At 60.0% G+C, this 17,428-nt stretch carries 14 protein-coding genes; 9 read left to right on the top strand and 5 right to left on the bottom strand.

All coding sequences use genetic code 11. The features are described from left to right. Nucleotides 1-6: 6 nt before the first annotated feature. The 3 genes from HDC30_RS16115 to HDC30_RS16105 form a co-directional block, all read right to left on the bottom strand. On the bottom strand, nt 7-1,263 hold the full coding sequence (locus HDC30_RS16115) for a hypothetical protein (protein ID WP_183783959.1): 1,257 nt from the start codon (nt 1,261-1,263) through the stop codon (nt 7-9). A 28-nt stretch (nt 1,264-1,291) separates the two neighbouring features. Beyond that, nucleotides 1,292-3,814: a CS1-pili formation C-terminal domain-containing protein gene (locus tag HDC30_RS16110; RefSeq protein ID WP_183783958.1), complete on the bottom strand. Its 2,523-nt coding sequence runs from the start codon at nt 3,812-3,814 to the stop codon at nt 1,292-1,294. Nucleotides 3,815-3,919: 105 nt separating this feature from the next. Beyond that, on the bottom strand, nt 3,920-4,396 hold the full coding sequence (locus HDC30_RS16105) for a CS1 type fimbrial major subunit (protein ID WP_027612105.1): 477 nt from the start codon (nt 4,394-4,396) through the stop codon (nt 3,920-3,922). 515 nt (nt 4,397-4,911) lie between these two features. Between HDC30_RS16105 and HDC30_RS16100 the strand changes: the two genes are divergently transcribed. Beyond that, complete coding sequence (locus HDC30_RS16100) at nt 4,912-5,493, top strand: PadR family transcriptional regulator (protein WP_183783956.1); 582 nt, start codon at nt 4,912-4,914, stop codon at nt 5,491-5,493. Further along, nucleotides 5,490-6,275 (top strand): siderophore-interacting protein, encoded by a 786-nt coding sequence (locus HDC30_RS16095; RefSeq protein WP_183783954.1) that lies wholly within the window; start codon nt 5,490-5,492, stop codon nt 6,273-6,275. The genes HDC30_RS16100 and HDC30_RS16095 overlap by 4 nt, the downstream gene beginning before the upstream one ends. 106 nt (nt 6,276-6,381) lie before the next feature. Here HDC30_RS16095 and HDC30_RS16090 read toward each other — a convergent pair whose 3' ends face one another. Continuing rightward, nucleotides 6,382-7,020, bottom strand: coding sequence for a Pr6Pr family membrane protein (locus tag HDC30_RS16090; RefSeq protein ID WP_183783952.1), 639 nt, complete (start codon nt 7,018-7,020; stop codon nt 6,382-6,384). Between the two features lies 1 nt (nt 7,021). Continuing rightward, a complete protein-coding gene (locus HDC30_RS16085) occupies nt 7,022-7,252 on the bottom strand; it encodes a VF530 family DNA-binding protein (protein ID WP_003227831.1) in 231 nt (76 codons plus the stop codon). Nucleotides 7,253-7,552: 300 nt separating this feature from the next. Between HDC30_RS16085 and HDC30_RS16080 the strand changes: the two genes are divergently transcribed. The 7 genes from HDC30_RS16080 to HDC30_RS16050 all read left to right on the top strand — a co-directional run bounded on the left by HDC30_RS16080 (nt 7,553) and on the right by HDC30_RS16050 (nt 17,366). Beyond that, a complete protein-coding gene (locus HDC30_RS16080; protein ID WP_183783950.1) occupies nt 7,553-8,914 on the top strand; it encodes a carbohydrate porin in 1,362 nt (453 codons plus the stop codon). Nucleotides 8,915-9,139: 225 nt separating this feature from the next. Further along, a complete protein-coding gene (locus tag HDC30_RS16075; protein ID WP_183783948.1) occupies nt 9,140-11,551 on the top strand; it encodes a glucose/quinate/shikimate family membrane-bound PQQ-dependent dehydrogenase in 2,412 nt (803 codons plus the stop codon). 509 nt (nt 11,552-12,060) lie between these two features. Next, nucleotides 12,061-12,426 (top strand): DUF6124 family protein, encoded by a 366-nt coding sequence (locus tag HDC30_RS16070; protein ID WP_027612112.1) that lies wholly within the window; start codon nt 12,061-12,063, stop codon nt 12,424-12,426. Nucleotides 12,427-13,182: 756 nt separating this feature from the next. Further along, nucleotides 13,183-15,600: an endopeptidase La gene (gene lon / locus HDC30_RS16065; RefSeq protein ID WP_095136918.1), complete on the top strand. Its 2,418-nt coding sequence runs from the start codon at nt 13,183-13,185 to the stop codon at nt 15,598-15,600. A 173-nt stretch (nt 15,601-15,773) separates the two neighbouring features. Continuing rightward, nucleotides 15,774-16,202 carry a hypothetical protein gene (locus tag HDC30_RS16060; protein WP_183783946.1) on the top strand — a complete coding sequence of 143 codons (429 nt, stop codon included), beginning with the start codon at nt 15,774-15,776 and terminating at the stop codon, nt 16,200-16,202. A gap of 133 nt (nt 16,203-16,335) precedes the next feature. Further along, the gene (locus HDC30_RS16055) at nt 16,336-16,728 is read left to right on the top strand and encodes a protease inhibitor I42 family protein (RefSeq protein ID WP_007964468.1); all 393 of its coding nucleotides are present in this window, start codon (nt 16,336-16,338) and stop codon (nt 16,726-16,728) included. Between the two features lie 2 nt (nt 16,729-16,730). After that, a complete protein-coding gene (locus HDC30_RS16050) occupies nt 16,731-17,366 on the top strand; it encodes a lysoplasmalogenase (protein WP_178083197.1) in 636 nt (211 codons plus the stop codon). Nucleotides 17,367-17,428 lie beyond the last annotated feature (62 nt).

Here is a 17,428-nt window from a genome sequence, read left to right as displayed (position 1 = left end):
AGCCCATCAGATATCCGAGTCCCAGATCACAATGACGATGCCGGAATACGAGCCTCCCGCACCGGGTTGCAGCATCCCGGCCATCGAATATGGCGGAACTTCGAAGTGCAGGGTTCCCGGCGTTCGATCCACGTAGAAACCCGGTTTGAAATACTGCTCATTCCCTAGTCCTGGCCTCAGTCGCAAGCGCCTCACAGGCTGGCCGGCAAGGTCGGTTATCCCGTTGGGCAGGCTGACGCTGACGAACAGCTCCACTCGACGGTTAGCTTCACGGTCCTCCAACGCGCATTCACCATTCAATCCTGGGCCGCAGCCTATCGACATCTTGAAACGCGATGACGCCGAGATGTTGAAGGTCTGGTCGCGGAACAGCCCGACCGGCCGCCGTCCGGCCTGCAGCCAGCTCTGCCAGCCACCGACGGGGACCATGCGGATTTTTTCACCACCGGGAGGAATTTCAACCTTGAGGGTGTGCTGTACATTCAGATTGAAATTCAAGGTCAGAGACGAACTCGACGGCAACATCACATCGCCAAAATCGAAATCCGCATTCGGCCCGACGCTGTAGGTCAGCGAACCGCTGTAGTCCCCCGACGACATGCCCAGCGGATCGGGGGTGACCAGTTCATAGGCAAAATCGAGGTGTTCCAGACGCAACCACGGCACATCGAACTTCGCCTGTTTGGTACAGGCAGCGGCCGCTGGCGTTTTCCAGAAAAACGAGTATGAATCGGGGGAGTACCAACCCACACCGCTGTACTGACAGGGCGCCGGAGCATAGACCCAACTCAAGCCCCACAACAGGTTGTGGGCGCTGCGATCGTCTTCTGCGCCCTCCACCAGTTTCATCACGTTCTCGGTCACATAGCGCGAACCGATACCGACGATCCGCACCTTGACGATTTTTGGCTCGCGGGTGGTCTCGTGATAGACCGTCAGTTCACGCCACTGCACGGGTACCTGAAACGTTGCCCCTTGCCGCGGCGAAGGATGATTCGCCGCAATCGGCGCACGAGCGTTGAACTGAATCGGCACCTGCAAGCTGAATATTTCGTGCTGCTCGCACTGCGCCGGATCGTAGGTGCAGTAACCACTGGAAGGCGTGGTGTTGTGGAACTTGTTGCGGTGCGGATAAGACGAGTCCGGCTTGAACTCGGCGGTGATCGACACCTGTTCGGCGTGAGCCGCAGATACCGTGCCGGCGACCAGCACAACAGCGGCCAGCCCGCGACGCAGGTATGTAGCCAAGGGTGAGACGTTCATGTCTGCAAATCTCCTGAAGCAGGCCGCATCAACCCGCGGTGTGAGCCTTTTGGGTGACGTCGGCCAACGTGTCCGGCGAGCAGCGCAAATCGCCGATCATCAGCACGTTGTTTTCGCTACGGTGTTGGTCGGGGTCGAGCCGGAACTGGCACAGCAGTTGATCGGCGTAGCGCACTTCGAGGGTCGGTGAGCCGGCGTGCATCTCCATCGAGAAAAACCCGTCGACTTCGCTGACCCCGCGACTGGCGTGATTGATCACGTGGTGGCCTTTGAGCGGCTGGCCCTGGGGGTCGAGCAGGCGTCCGAGTACGGTGACGGTTTTCATCACCCGCACCTTGCGGTACTCCACGCCGCCCTTGTTCAGGTGATAGCGGGCGCGAGACGGTTCGATGTTGGCGGCCGGAACGTGATTGCCTTCGAAATCGAAGCCCACCGAACTGTTGCGGTACGCCGTGAGCGGGATGAAATTACGCCCCGGCCGCAGCGCTGAACTGCCGCCGCTGAGGTCGTCGGCGCGCAGGGTGACGTCGGCGATATCCGACTCGACATCGACGATCATTCCGGCGCCACGGCCCTGATGCTGGCTGGTCATGACCAGTTGCTGACCGCCAACGATCACGCTGCTGTCGAGGTTCACGCCACCGGTGAAGTTGCCGTTGTAGGACGAGCGCTGCACGAAGCCGTCGCCATTGACCCAGTCGGTACGGAAGTTGGCCAGGCTCGAAAGACCGACGCCGTAGGTGTCGGTCAGCGCCGTGACCGAAACGCTTTGCAGAATGTGATTCTGCAGATCCTTGCGATAGCCGATCGAGCCATTGTTGTCGCGCCCGCCATCGCGGGCGGTGCGGCTGCCGATGCTGCCGGAAATCTGCTGCCCCGGCCCGCCCAGCGCTATGTTGATGCTCAGGTCGATCCCGCGATTACGCGCCTCGCCACTGCTGTAGCTGCCCGGCCGGTCGAACAGCGACAGCCGCCAGTTGGCATCGCTGCCAAACAGCTCGGTGCGCTGCGTCCAGCCCAGGTCCATGCCCACGCCTTCGACGTTGCCTGTGCTGTGCGAAACCCGCGCACTCAGCGAGTTCTTGCGGCTGATACGGTGGTTGAGCGCCAGCGACGAGTTACTGGTTTCGCCGGTGAACACATTGCGCTGCCGCACGCGGGTGCCGTCGGGCAGCGTGTCGTAACTGTTACGGGTATCGAGCCAGCTGCGGTTGTGGCTGACCACCAGGCTGCCGGCGCCATAGTTGTACAGGCCCTGCACATCGGCGCCGGTGCCGTGGTCTTCGGTCTGATAGAGATTGGCGAAGAGGCTGATGCTGTCGGCCAGACTCCAGTCGATCGAGGTGCCGTACTGCAAGGTATCGCGTACCTGACGCGCCGACAGGCCAAGGATCACGCGTGGGTGCAGCAGGTAGTTGAGCGCGGCGCCGGCAGTGAGATCACCGCTTTGCTGTTCCTCCCAATTGCTCAGCAGTTTGCTTTCCTGCCCGGCGAACACGTTATAGCGCCAGCGCTGGTCGAGGTTTTGCCAGTTCACCGGTTTGTAGACCAGCTCCTGAGTGGTCGCGGTGGTCTGGCCATCCTCGATCAGACGCACTTCGACTTCGTAGATGCCACCGGGCAAGGGCCGGGTATCCAGCGTCTGTAAACCGGCCGACACGGCTTGCGTGTTGATCAACAGGCCATCGCGATAGATCTCCACCGACGCCTGGCGATTGGCCGTGACGAAAATCGGGTAGACGCTGGGCCGCGGGCTGTCGACCGCCAGGCTGTCGGAGCTGCCATACATCACGCCCACCGCCGTATCGGGGCTGGTGCCGAACGACCGGGGTTGGCGGGTCAGGCCTTCGGAATTGGGGGTGAAATAGCCCAGGCGGAAAAAACTGCCCTGCAGTTCGCGCTGGGTGTAGAGCTCGTGTACCGCATGATAGGTCTTGGTGTCCGGCCCGCCGAGGCGCGCCAGTTGCATATTGAAGGCCTGGCTCCAGTTGCCGAGACTGGCACTGGCTTCCAGACCGAAACGTCCGCCCAGATCCTGATTCTGGCCGCCATTGAGGTTCAACTGATTACGCAGCATCAGACCGCTGCTGCCACCCTCGGGCTGCTCGTGGAAGCGTTGCGTCTGCAGATCGCGCTCGGCGTTTTCGGTGGCGATCGAGAGCAGTGAATTTTCCAGGTTGTAATGCACCGCCAGCAGTTGCTCGGGGCATTGCCCGCTGCAGTTGCCAAGCGCTACGCCGGATTTGAGGAGACTGGCCCAGGTTTCGCGCTCGGCGGCACTGATACGACTGTCACTGGTGTCGGTGAAGTCGAGCAAGGTAATTCGATCATCGCGCGACAATATAATCATTGCCTCGCCCAGCGGTTGTTGATCAAGTTCGACACGAACCGCCAAAGGCACATCAAAGAAATGCTCTTCAAAGTCTGCCGGAAGACCTTTCGCCTGAGCCAGCAAACTTCGCGGGGTATTATCGACTGGAGGCGGCGCCGCCAGTACGCTGCTGCTCAAAAGCAAGGCAAGCGCAGCCGCGATGGGCGTCATCGGATACATGGATTAATACTCTGATTACCGGAAGTAAAAGCCCGGCCGGGCAACTTCAAAGTTGCCGGCCGGTTACGTTACTGGACAAGTAACGTCAGGTATTGCCGTTATGAATCAAACCGAAGGTTCGACGACCAGCATGACCACACCGGTGTAGTCGCCAGCGGCCGGTTTGGCACCGGTAGCGCTGATCTTGAAGGGCGCGCGATAACGCGTATTGGACTCGGTATCACCCACTACTTCCTGCGAGGTGGTGGTCAGCGTCTTGCCGTTGAGTTCGACTTTCAGATCGATGGTGTTGCTGCCGCCAATCAGCTTCGGCACCCCTTCCAGACGTGCATGAACCTTGCCGGCCGTGTGCAGCACGTCGAAGTGCCCGTTGACTTCGCGCATCGAATTGGTGGCCGGGTTGTAGCTCATGTCCTGATCCTTGTTGACCAGATCGGCATCCACCGGCACCGCATAGAAGTCGTCAGCCGGTACGTGCGCCACGAGACTGATGGAGTGCTTGGCTTCAGTGGCGGCAAACGCCATCGAGGCGCTCATGGCCAGGACAGTCAGAGGGGCGGCAAAGGCGAGTTTCTTGAGCATCATTGAATACCTGTCTTATATAAATTAGTTGAGTCGTCGAGCAGTCAAGGCGAACTGAACAGTCACGAGCAGTCAGTGCTCACCGTTAACTTTCAACGCCGAAGAATGTTCAACCAATTTATCTTCAAAGTAAGCAGGCAACGTCCTGCGACCATGTAGCCTGGACGCCATTAGATGAGAAAGAAAAAACCGCGAAATTCAGGAAAGTTCCTGTCCAACTGTAAGAAACAGGCTACAGCGCGCCAGCCGAATGACTGCATGCGCCACAACTTGGTAGTAACTTCCGTAAGACATGTACCACACTTTCCCGGAAACAAAGGGCGAAACGGAATATTAGAGAATCTGCACTAATTTGCGCCTTTGCCGGGGGATTTAATACTGCGTTTTCTTGATCATTTTCCGGTTTTTTCGACCGCAGATTCGATCGGTCAGGTGTGCGCCGTTGGTCAGGAACCCTTGTCAACGCCTAAAGATATATCTTAAGTTGTATCTAAACACGACGAGAGAGCAGGAAAATGAGAGACCATCATTCCCCCCATCATCACCGCGAACACGGCGACGGCCGTGACGGCTTCGAAAAACGCCCCGGCCGCGAACGCGGTGGACGCGGCCCACGGGTGTTCGCCCCCGGTGATCTGAAATTGTTGCTGCTGGCGCTGATCGCCGAGCAGCCGTGCCACGGCTATGACCTGATCCGCCAGATCGAAGGCATGTTCGACGGCGCCTATAGCCCAAGCCCCGGCGTGATCTACCCGACCCTGACCTTCCTTGAAGAAAGCGACTTGATCAGCGGCGACGCCGAGGCCGGCAAAAAACGCTACAGCGTGACCGACGCCGGTCGTTTGTCCCTAAGCGAACAAGCGGTAGCGCTGGACGGCGTGCGCATGCGCATCGACGTCAGCAAACGCTCGTTGCGCGGCCATGACCGGCCGCCGGAAATCCACGAGGCAGTGCATAACCTGCGTCACGCCCTGCAACTGCACCATGGACGCTGGAGCGTGGAAGAAATCCAGCGGGTTGCCGCGTTGCTCAACGACACCGCCAAAGCCATCGTCGACGGCCCTGCCGTTCAATCTGCCCCGGAGAAAGCCGAATGACTGCAGTCGATACGCAAACTATTCACCGCGTGATGCACGAAATCAAACGCCGCAAACTCGAAGTGCTGCGCGTGGTCGACCTGACCCCGCGCATGCGCCGCATCACCCTCGGCGGCCCGGAGCTGGCCGGATTCACCAGCCTGGGCACCGACGATCACGTGAAATTGCTGTTCCCGCAGAATGCCGAACAAACCGCTGCGCTGGAGACCATGGTGCTCGGCGCCGGCAAGGACAACGGACCGCTGCCCGAGATGCGCGACTACACCCCGCGCCGCTATGACCTGGACAAACTCGAGCTGGACATCGACTTCGTCCTGCACGGCGACGGCCCTGCCTCGACCTGGGCTGAACAGGCCAGACCTGGGCAATTCCTGCACATCGGCGGGCCACGCGGTTCGATGATCGTGCCGGACATCTTCGACAGCTATCTGCTGATCGGCGACGAAACCGCCCTCCCCGCCATCGCCCGCCGCCTCGAAGGTCTGGCGAGCAATCGCAAGGCGCTGGTAGTGATCGAAGTGGAAAACGGTGCCGAGCAACAAGTGCTGGAAAGTGCGGCGCAGGTCAATGTGATCTGGATCCTGCGTGAAGGCGGCAAGGACAACCTGCTGACCACCGTCAAACAGTTGCAAGTGCCCAAGGGCAATCTGTATGCATGGGTGGCGACCGAGACCAAGGTCTCGCGGCAGATCCGTCGGGTGCTGCTGGATGAGCATGGACTCAATGAGCAGTTCGTCAAAGCCGTCGGCTACTGGCGCGCCGAGGGTTCCGCAGAAGAGTGATTTACCCTTGTGGGAGCGGGCTTGCTCGCGAATGCGGTCGATCATTCAACCATGATGTTGACTGACCTGACGCCTTCGCGAGCAAGCCCGCTCCCACATTGACCTTTTAACTTCGTCCTGACTGCCAGCGGTCGATCCCGATCACCAGCAAACCAATCAGCACAAACCCCACCAATATCCCCCCGGCATTGATGAACACCTGTGCATAACCCAGCAGCGCCACATCGATGAACGGATACGCATACGCGCCAAGCAGATGCCCGCGCAGCAACGCGTAAATGAAATACACCAACGGGTAAATCAGCCACAGCGGCAGGTGCCAAAGGCGCAACGTGCCTTTGGGTACGCAAAACCACCAGTAACCGAGAAACAGCAACGGCATCACGTCGTGCAGCAATTCATCGGCAATAAACTGCCAGCCCTGCGGGTGCCACAAATGCCGCAGCAAAATGCTGTAGGCCAGCCCCACCACAACAATGCTCACTGCCACCCCGCTACTGACCCACGGCTGCAGAAACCAGCGCTGCGCAGCGGATTCACGCCGGGTGACCGCGCAGGTCAGCACCGTTGCCACCAGCGTGTTGGTCAACACCGTGAAGTAACTGAAGAAACTCACCAGCCCGCCCAGCAGGCTGGCGTCGACACTCAGCCGCGCAAGGAAAATCAGGTACAGCTGGATACTCAGCCCGGCCCAACCGAGCGTGGCGATGAGCGTGATCAGGCGTCGCCGCGTAACGGCGTCCATCTCAGAGCGGACGCTTGGTGCGCATCAGTTTCACGTACAAGCGCTCGACCTTCTCCCGCGCCCACGGGGTTTTGCGCAGGAAGGTCAGGCTCGACTTGATGCTCGGATCGCTCTTGAAGCAGCGGATATCGATGCGCTCGGCCAACCCCGACCACTCGTAATGCGCCACCAGCGCATTGAGGATCTGTTCGAGGGTTACGCCATGCAGCGGATCGGGAGTGTGGTCGTTCATGCCAGGCCTTTGGACGGAGGGAAAATGCACAAGCCGCGCACCTTAGCCGAGGGGCCGGTCAGGTGGAAGGCCTTGGATCAAATGTAGGCCAACCCGAGAAGATCGCAGCCTGCAGCCATCGCCACAATGCGCCCGTTTGCCGCACTGTTACCGAATCAGAAATGCTGCATGTCTGCAAAAGCCCTTTGTCTTTTTGTTACAGATCATTATCCTGCCGCCCTTCAGCTGAATCGCTTCACTGCCTGCGTCAAATTGAAGCGCTCGGTTTACCCCCGTAAAACACCAAAAAAAGACTGACCCATGCCTGATTTTTCCTTCTCCCGAGACAGCGCTATCTCAGCCCTGCGCCTGCTCGGCGGCTGCACCGCGCTCGGCTTCGCCACCTACGCCCAGGCAGCCCCCGCCTTCGATAGCGACTCACCATGGATGCTCGGTGACTGGAACGGCACGCGTACCGAACTCGCGGAAAAAGGCTACGACTTCAAACTCGATTACACCGGCGAAATGGGCAGCAACCTGCACGGCGGCTACGACCACGATCGCACCGCGCGTTACAGCGACCAGTTCGGTCTGGGCACGCACCTGGACCTGCAAAAAATCCTTGGCTGGGACGACGCCGAGTTTCAGCTGACCATCACCAAGCGCAGCGGCAACAACATCAGCAACGACCGGATCAACGATCCACGCGTGGGCGGCTTCACCTCGGCCCAGGAAGTCTGGGGCCGTGGCCAGACCACGCGCCTGACGCAAATGTGGTACCAGCAGAAATTCTTCGACCAGAAGCTCGACATCAAGGTCGGCCGCTTCGGTGAAGGCGAAGACTTCAACAGCTTCCCGTGCGACTTCCAGAACCTGGCGTTCTGCGGCTCGCAGGTCGGCAACTGGGTCGGCGGCATCTGGTACAACTGGCCGGTCAGCCAGTGGGCGCTGCGGGTCAAATATCACCTGACCCCAGAGTTGTACGCGCAGGTCGGCGCTTACGAGCAGAACCCGTCAAACCTCGATCGCGGCAACGGCTTCAAACTCAGCGGCAGCGGCACCCAGGGCGCGGTGCTGCCAGTCGAACTGGTGTGGACGCCGAAACTCAATGGTCTGCCGGGCGAATACCGCGCCGGTTACTACTACAGCAGCGCCAAGGCCTCTGACGTCTATAAAGACCAGAACGGCCAGCCTGCTGCACTGAGCGGCGAAGCCTACCGCAGCGCGTCGAGCAAGCACGGCGTGTGGTTCGGTGCGCAGCAGCAAGTCACCAGCCTCGCCAGCGACCACTCGCGCGGCTTGAGCGTGTTTGCCAACGCGACGATGCACGACAAGAAAACCAACGCCATCGACAACTACGTGCAGGCCGGCGTGGTCTACAAAGGCCCGTTCGATGCCCGCGCCAAGGACGACATCGGTTTCGCCCTGGCTCGCGTGCACGTCAACCCGGCTTTCCGCAAGAACGCCGAAGCGAGCAATCAGGCGCACGCCGTCTACGACTATGACGACCCGTCCTTCCTGCCGCCGCAGGACACCGAATACAGCGCCGAACTGTATTACGGCGTGCACGTCGCCAACTGGCTGACCGTGCGCCCGAACCTGCAATACATCCGCCATCCGGGCGGCGTGAACAATGTCGACGACGCCCTGATCGCGGGGATCAAGATCCAGTCGTCGTTCTAAAGCACACCGAAATACTCAATGTGGGAGCGAGCCTGCTCGCGAAGGCGGCGTGTCAGTCGATGCATCAGCCTTCTGATACACCGCTTTCGCGAGCAAGCCCGCTCCCACAGGGGGATTTATGAAATTCGTTAGCTACACAAGTTTTATCTGAACCATACCTGTGCCCAATCGTCATCTAAAGTGACTACAGCGCGGGACTACATAAACGTCACGGAGAATCACACTATGAGCACCGAAAGTGCTTCGAGTCGGGGCCGTCTGCTACCGAGCCTGCTCGGCATTCTGCTTCTACTGATGGGCCTGGCCATGTTGGCCGGGGGAGTCAAGCTGAGCATGCTCGGCGGCTCGCTGTACTACCTGCTGGCCGGTATCGGCATCGCGCTGAGCGGCATTCTGTTGCTGTTGCGTCGTCGTGCAGCGCTGGGCCTGTACGCCATCGTGCTGTTCGCCAGCACGGTCTGGGCCTTGTGGGAAGTCGGTCTGGACTGGTGGCAACTGGTGCCGCGTCTGGCCCTGTGGTTCGTTCTCGGCATCGTGATGTTGCTGCCGTGGTTCCGTCGTCCGCTGCTGCTCAATGGCCCGGCGCCGATGGGCACGGGTGGCCTGACCGTAGCCGTGGTGCTGGCCGGCGTCACTGCCCTGGCCAGCCTGTTCACCCACCCGGGCGAAACCTTTGGCGAACTGGGCCGCGACACCGCAGACATGACCAGCACCGCGCCGCAAATGCCTGATGGCGACTGGCAGGCCTATGGCCGCACCGAATTCGGTGACCGCTACTCGCCGCTGAAGCAGATCACTCCGGCCAACGTCGGCAAGCTGCAAGAAGCCTGGCGCATCCAGACCGGCGACCTGCCAACCGCAGATGACCCGGTCGAGCTGACCAACGAAAACACCCCGCTCAAAGCCAACGGCATGCTCTATGCCTGCACCGCGCACAGCAAAGTGCTGGCGCTGGATCCGGACACCGGCAAGGAACTGTGGCGCTTCGACCCGCAGATCAAGAGCCCGGTCGGCTTCAAGGGCTTCGCCCACATGACCTGCCGTGGCGTGTCGTACTACGACGAAGCCGCTTACGCCAAGTCTGAGAACGCTGCCTCGGCCGTTATCTCCGAAGCTGGCAAAGCCGTTGCTCAGGCTTGCCCGCGTCGCCTGTACCTGCCAACCGCCGATGCGCGCCTGATCGCCCTGAACGCCGACACCGGCAAGATCTGCGAAGGCTTCGGCAAAAACGGCGTGGTCGACCTGACCCAAGGCATCGGCCCGTTCACCGCCGGTGGCTACTACTCCACCTCGCCAGCGGCGATTACCCGTGATCTGGTGATCATGGGCGGTCACGTCACCGACAACGAGTCGACCAACGAGCCATCGGGCGTAATCCGCGCCTTCGACGTGCGCGACGGTCACCTGGTGTGGAACTGGGACAGCGACAAGCCGGACGCCACCGAGCCATTGGCGCCGGGCGAAACCTACAGCCGCAACTCGGCCAACATGTGGTCGCTGGCCAGCGTCGACGAAAAACTCGGCATGGTTTACCTGCCACTGGGCAACCAGACTCCAGACCAGTGGGGCGCCGACCGCACTCCAGGCGCCGAGAAATTCAGCGCCGGCGTCGTCGCCCTCGACCTGGCCACCGGTAAAGTGCGCTGGAACTACCAGTTCACCCACCACGACCTGTGGGACATGGACGTTGGCAGCCAGCCAACCCTGCTCGACATGAAAACCGCCGACGGCGTGAAACCGGCGCTGATCGCCCCGACCAAACAGGGCAGCCTGTACGTCCTCGACCGTCGTGACGGCACGCCGATCATCCCGATCAAGGAAATCCCGGTTCCGCAAGGCGCCGTGAAAGGCGATCACACCGCACCGACCCAGGCCCGTTCGGACCTCAACCTGCTGGCCCCGGAACTGACTGAAAAAGCCATGTGGGGCGCCAGCCCGTTCGACCAGATGCTGTGCCGCATCCAGTTCAAGGAACTGCGCTACGAAGGCCAATACACGCCTCCGTCGGAACAGGGCAGCCTGATCTATCCGGGTAACGTCGGCGTGTTCAACTGGGGCGGCGTCTCGGTCGACCCGGTTCGCCAGATGCTGTTCACCAGCCCGAACTACATGGCCTTCGTCTCGAAAATGGTGCCACGCGAGAAAGTCGCCGCCGGCAGCAAGCGCGAGAGCGAAACCGCTGGCGTGCAACCGAACACCGGCGCGCCATACGCGGTGATCATGCACCCGTTCATGTCGCCACTGGGCGTACCGTGCCAGGCCCCGGCCTGGGGCTACGTCGCCGGTATCGACCTGACCACCGGTAAAGTCGTGTGGAAACGCAAAAACGGCACCAGCCGCGACAGCTCGCCGATCCCGATCGGCTTCACCCTGGGCGTACCAAGCATGGGCGGTTCGATGGTCACTGCAGGCGGCGTCGGCTTCCTCAGCGGCACCCTCGACCAGTACCTGCGCGCCTACGACGTGAACACCGGTAAAGAACTGTGGAAATCGCGTCTGCCTGCCGGCGGCCAAGCGACCCCGATGACCTACACCGGCAAGGACGGCAAGCAATACGTGCTGCTCGTTGTCGGCGGTCACGGCTCGCTGGGCACCAAGATGGGTGACTATGTGATTGCGTACAAACTGCCGGAATAAGTTTCAGCGGCGGTAAAGGAAAGGCGATGTTCCGTGAGGGGCATCGCCTTTTTTGTTGCCCACCGTTTTTCTGAACTCACTGAAAAACCTGTGGGAGCGGGCTTGCTCGCGAAGGCGGTGTGTCAGCCAATTAACTTGCCGGCTGACACACCGCCTTCGCGAGCAAGCCCGCTCCCACAATGGACGGTGTCCGTCCTACAGAAGCGCGTTATACGCGGGAGTTTTCCGACAAGTCGCGTCGGTTGTGCCTCGGAAGTTGGCTGGATAGGCTCTGGTGGTCGCTGGAAATTCAGCGGCCGGGCGTCGCGGCCTGATAACTGATGCATAATCGCCAACCTGACAGCACCTCGGATGCCTGTTGGTTGTGTCATGGCGGCTGTGCGCGGGATACCTTCTTTGGGGGTATGCCGATTCCTCAGTTATCGGTCCGCGAACCCGCGTACAGCTGCCACCTCAGATTGCGTCGCGGCAATTGAAGGTAGCTCCACTTCACCAACTGAGAATTCACCATGATCAAACCCACACCCAATCCCCCAGAAACCTCGCCCTACGAATCCCTCGATTCCAGAAAACTCCACGACGCCGCCGAGCGTGCGCTGGATCACTACCTGAAACCCTCCGCCGCCGCGGTGAGATTCCACAAACCCAGCAGCATGTTCCAGGTCGCCCCGGACATGGACAACGAAAGCCTGCTGGTTCACGCCTGCGAATCACTGGCCCAAGCCAGCCTCATGACCAGCGACATCGCTGCGTACATCGACATCCCGCAGCGCCGGACGATACTGGCCATTCAGCAAATCATCATGCTCGCCGAACTGGCGGTGAATCGGGTGCTGGATAATGTGGAAATCACCCAATCTGCGGCACACAGCTGAGCCATAGTGGGAGCGGGCTTGCTCGCGAAAGCGTCAGCACATCCAACACTTGCGGTGACTGACACACCGCTTTCGCGAGCAAGCCCGCTCCCACAGTGGAATTGGTTGAGTCAGGTGGAGATTGGTCGGCTCGTAGGCCGCCATCGCGAGCAGGCTCACTCCTACAGTTTGAACCCGGTGCATTCAGGTAGAGATTGGTCGGCTGTCAGGCCGCCATCGCCGGCAAGCCAGCTCCCACAGTTTTGATTTGTGTATGCCCCATGCGGCGCAGCCGCCCCACTCAAAACAATGAGCGCAAGCTCGAGTACCGCTCTTGATCTTGATCCACGGGCGACGTCGGAAGGCTTCGTTCCGGGATTGATCCGGGGGTGGGAGCGCAGCGACCGTTTGGCGCAGCCAAACACAGCGAGAGGAGGTGCAGCGAAGCAAACCGGAGGCGCTGCCCCACGGATCAGTCCCGCAGCGAAGGAACCCCGAGCCCCAGCGAGCGGGCCGAACGCAGGAGCAAGCCTTTTCGGTTACCTTTTCGGCGTCTGGAAAAGGTGACTCGCCGTAAGGGCGAAACCGCCAGCCGCCACACCCAAAAAAACGGATAAACACCCAAAACCCCATGAACATGGTCGGCCCAAAGGCCGCCAAGTCCAAAGCGTGACGCCTGTCAAAACCCTGAACGCACAAGCAGAAACACCGCCCCCCATTGAAACCACCCAAAGCCTGCCCCATCTAAGACCCATACCCCATTGCGCAGGTGCCCCAATGAGCGACCAGCAAGAATTCCCGGACAACCCCGACGACTACACCGAAGCCGAACACATCGAACACACCTCATCCGGCAAAGGCCTGGCCCTGCCCGGCCAGAACCTGCCGGACAAGGTCTACGTCATCCCGATCCACAACCGCCCGTTCTTCCCGGCCCAAGTGCTGCCGGTCATCGTCAACGAAGAACCCTGGGCCGAAACCCTCGACCTGGTGAGCAAATCCGACCACCACTCCCTGGCCCTGTTCTTCATGGACACGCCCCAGGAAGACCCGCGCCACTTCAACACCGGCGCCCTCCCCGAATACGGCACGCTGGTGAAGGTGCACCACGCCAGTCGCGAAAACGGCAAATTGCAGTTCGTCGCCCAAGGCCTGAGCCGCGTGCGCATCAAGACCTGGCTCAAACACCACCGCCCGCCGTACCTGGTGGAAGTCGAATACCCGCACCAGCCGACCGAGCCGACCGACGAGGTCAAGGCCTACGGCATGGCGCTGATCAACGCGATCAAGGAACTGCTGCCGCTCAATCCGCTGTACAGCGAAGAGCTGAAGAACTACCTCAACCGCTTCAGCCCCAACGATCCGTCGCCGCTGACCGACTTCGCCGCCGCCCTCACTTCGGCGACAGGTAATGAACTGCAAGAAGTGCTCGACTGCGTTCCAATGCTCAAGCGCATGGAAAAAGTCCTGCCGATGCTGCGCAAGGAAGTCGAAGTCGCGCGCCTGCAGAAAGAGATCTCCGCAGAAGTGAACCGCAAGATCGGCGAGCATCAGCGCGAGTTCTTCCTCAAGGAACAACTCAAGGTGATCCAGCAGGAACTCGGCCTGACCAAGGACGACCGCAGCGCCGACCTTGAACAGTTCGAGCAACGCCTGGAAGGCAAGGTTCTGCCGGCGCAGGTGCAGAAACGCCTCGAAGAGGAAATGAACAAACTGTCGATCCTCGAAACCGGCTCGCCAGAGTACGCGGTCACCCGCAACTACCTCGACTGGGCGACCTCGGTGCCGTGGGGCGTGTACGGCGAGGACAAACTCGACCTCAAGTACGCGCGCAAGGTACTCGACAAACACCACGCCGGCCTCGACGACATCAAGGACCGCATCCTCGAATTCCTCGCGGTCGGTGCCTATAAAGGCGAAATCAGCGGCTCCATCGTCTTGCTGGTCGGCCCGCCGGGCGTGGGAAAAACCAGCGTCGGCAAATCCATCGCCGAATCCCTTGGCCGGCCGTTCTACCGCTTCAGCCTCGGCGGCATGCGCGACGAAGCCGAGATCAAGGGCCACCGCCGCACCTACATCGGTGCGCAGCCGGGCAAACTGGTGCAGGCGCTGAAAGACGTCGAAGTGATGAACCCGGTGATCATGCTCGACGAGATCGACAAGATGGGCCAGAGCTACCAGGGCGACCCGGCCTCGGCGCTGCTGGAAACCCTCGACCCGGAACAGAACGTCGAATTCCTCGACCATTACCTCGACTTGCGCATGGACCTGTCGAAAGTCCTGTTCGTGTGCACCGCCAACACCCTGGATTCGATTCCCGGGCCGTTGCTGGACCGCATGGAAGTGATTCGCCTGTCGGGCTACATCACCGAAGAAAAAGTCGCCATCGCCAAGCGCCACCTGTGGCCGAAACTGCTGGAAAAGGCCGGCGTGTCCAAGGGCAGCCTGAGCATCAGCGACAGCGCGCTCAAGGCCTTGATCGACGGTTACGCCCGTGAAGCCGGGGTGCGCCAGCTGGAAAAACAGATGGGCAAACTGGTGCGCAAAGCGGTGATGAAGCTGATCGAAGACCCGAAAGCGGTGATCAAGCTCGGCCCGAAAGATCTGGAAGCCTCGCTGGGTCATCCGGTGTTCCGCAATGAACAAGTGCTGTCGGGCACCGGTGTGATCACCGGTCTGGCCTGGACCAGCATGGGCGGCGCGACCCTGCCGATCGAAGCCACGCGGATTCACACGCTTAACCGTGGGTTCAAACTCACCGGACAACTGGGCGATGTAATGAAAGAGTCGGCGGAGATCGCCTACAGCTACGTCAGCTCGCACCTGAAACAGTTTGGCGGCGATGCGAAATTCTTCGATGAAGCCTTCGTCCACCTGCACGTACCCGAAGGTGCCACACCGAAAGACGGCCCGAGCGCCGGCGTGACCATGGCCAGTGCCCTGCTCTCCCTCGCCCGCAATCAGCCGCCGAAAAAAGGCGTGGCGATGACCGGCGAACTGACGCTGACCGGGCATGTGCTGCCGATTGGCGGAGTGCGCGAGAAGGTGATTGCGGCGAGAAGGCAGAAGATTTTCGAACTGATCCTGCCGGAGCCGAACCGCGGCAACTTCGAGGAGTTGCCGGATTATCTGAAGGAAGGGATTACGGTGCACTTTGCCAAGCGCTTTGCGGATGTAGCGAAAGTTTTGTTCTGACTTAGACTGAGACGCTGTCAACCTCAATTGGCAGCGTTTCGCTTTATACTTTAAATACTGCACACCTATAGAGAAACGTTATTAAACACTGTTATTTATGACAGTAGACACTACGACTGAAAAATCCCAAAACTAACCGGGCTGATTTTTTATAAATCCATCCCGGAGCAGGTATGAAAAAATCCACCACTCTACAGCCAGCCGCAGGCATATGGTTACTCGACATTGATCATGAAACTCTGTTCGCCGACAGCCTATATGGGACTATCCATAGCAATGTTGTCATCCTACAAGGCTCGCGCAGGTCGGATCGGACCGGTTTTGATTTCAGAATCGAGATTAAGGATAGCAAACTTGGTAATGGGCAGCAGGATTTGCCTCCGAATGGACTCTATGACTATCCGCTGGACAAAGAGCTCATCAAAGTCAGTTACAACGGTATTAAAGACAGCCAGAACTTTGTAGGCATCCCGCAAACTGGAAAAATAACGATATGCCTTGACCCGACAAAAAAACTTTACTTCGGACATCTGGACATTAAGTTTTTAGTCAATCAGGAACCGTTAAACATTAAAAGCATCTTCGGCATTCATATCTCCTAACAGGTTAACGCATTGCGGAATCTGCCGACGACAAGGGCAAGTTGTCGGCGAGATTCTGGCATCGTCCAATTAGCATCCGGTGCTACTTGAGTTATGCTCGCCGTTCGTCGTCAACGCCGGAGCCACTGAGCCTATGTCCGCCACTCGCCTGTTTGTCCCTCTCGCCCTCTCTTTGCTGGCCGCCTGCGCCACGCAGCCAAAACAGAACGTGACCGTGGAAAACCAGAGCGAATGCCCCGTGCAGTTAACCAACGGACAAAACCTGATCGTGATGCTGCCGAGCAACCCGACCACGGGCTATCGCTGGGCAATTCAGGATTCCGCCGGCGGCGTGCTACATGCACTCAGCCCTGAGGTTTACAGCAGTCCGAAAGATTCCGGCATGGTCGGCGCGGGCGGTTTTTCCACCTGGCGCTTCCAGGCCTTTGCCACCGGCACCGGCCGCCTGCGCCTGACCTCGCAGCAGCCGTGGGAACCGGAAGTTGAACCGGCAGAAACCTTCGACTGCGCCATTTCGGTGAACTGATCGTGGGCTGGCTGATTCTGGCGCTGATGGGCGCGGTGACGTTTCTCTACGGTGTGAGCACGCATGCGGCATTGCTCTGCCTGCTGGTCAAACCGTTACCGGTGCTGGCGCTGCTCGGCTGGCTGCACGATGCGCCACCCAGCGACTATCGACGCTGGATCAGTCTGGGGCTGATTTTCTCTTTGCTCGGTGACGTGTTGCTGGCGTGGCCGGGGGATTTGTTTGTGTTTGGCCTGGGGGCGTTTCTGGTGGCGCATCTGGCGTATCTCAAGGCTTACCTCAGCGATTGCAAGCGTTTGGCGCTTTTGCCGCTGGTGCTCGCGCTCGGCGTCGGCGCGGTGCTGCTGGGGATTTTGATTTCCAGTGGCCTCGGGCCGTTGCTAGTGCCAGTGGTCGTCTATGGCACCGCGATCAGCGCCATGCTCTGGCGCGCCCTCGCCCGCCTCGGCACCGATGTGCCCAAGCGATCGGCGCTGCTGGCGGCGGCGGGTGCGCTGGCGTTCGTGTTCTCCGACAGTGTGATCGGCATTGATCGCTTCGTATCGCCATTCCACGCCGCGCCGTACGTGATCATCCTCAGTTACTGGCTGGGGCAGTGGGGGATTGCCGCTTCGGCGTTTTCCGTGAAACACCGCTAACTTTGTAGTGAGGGGATTTATCCCCGATGGGCTGCGCAGCGGCCCTGAAACCGGTCAATCAG

Origin of the sequence: Pseudomonas sp. JAI115, assembly GCF_014200835.1 — a bacterium.
GTDB classification, from domain to species: Bacteria; Pseudomonadota; Gammaproteobacteria; order Pseudomonadales; family Pseudomonadaceae; genus Aquipseudomonas; species Aquipseudomonas putida_A.
This window is presented reverse-complemented; position numbering and strand designations above follow the sequence as displayed.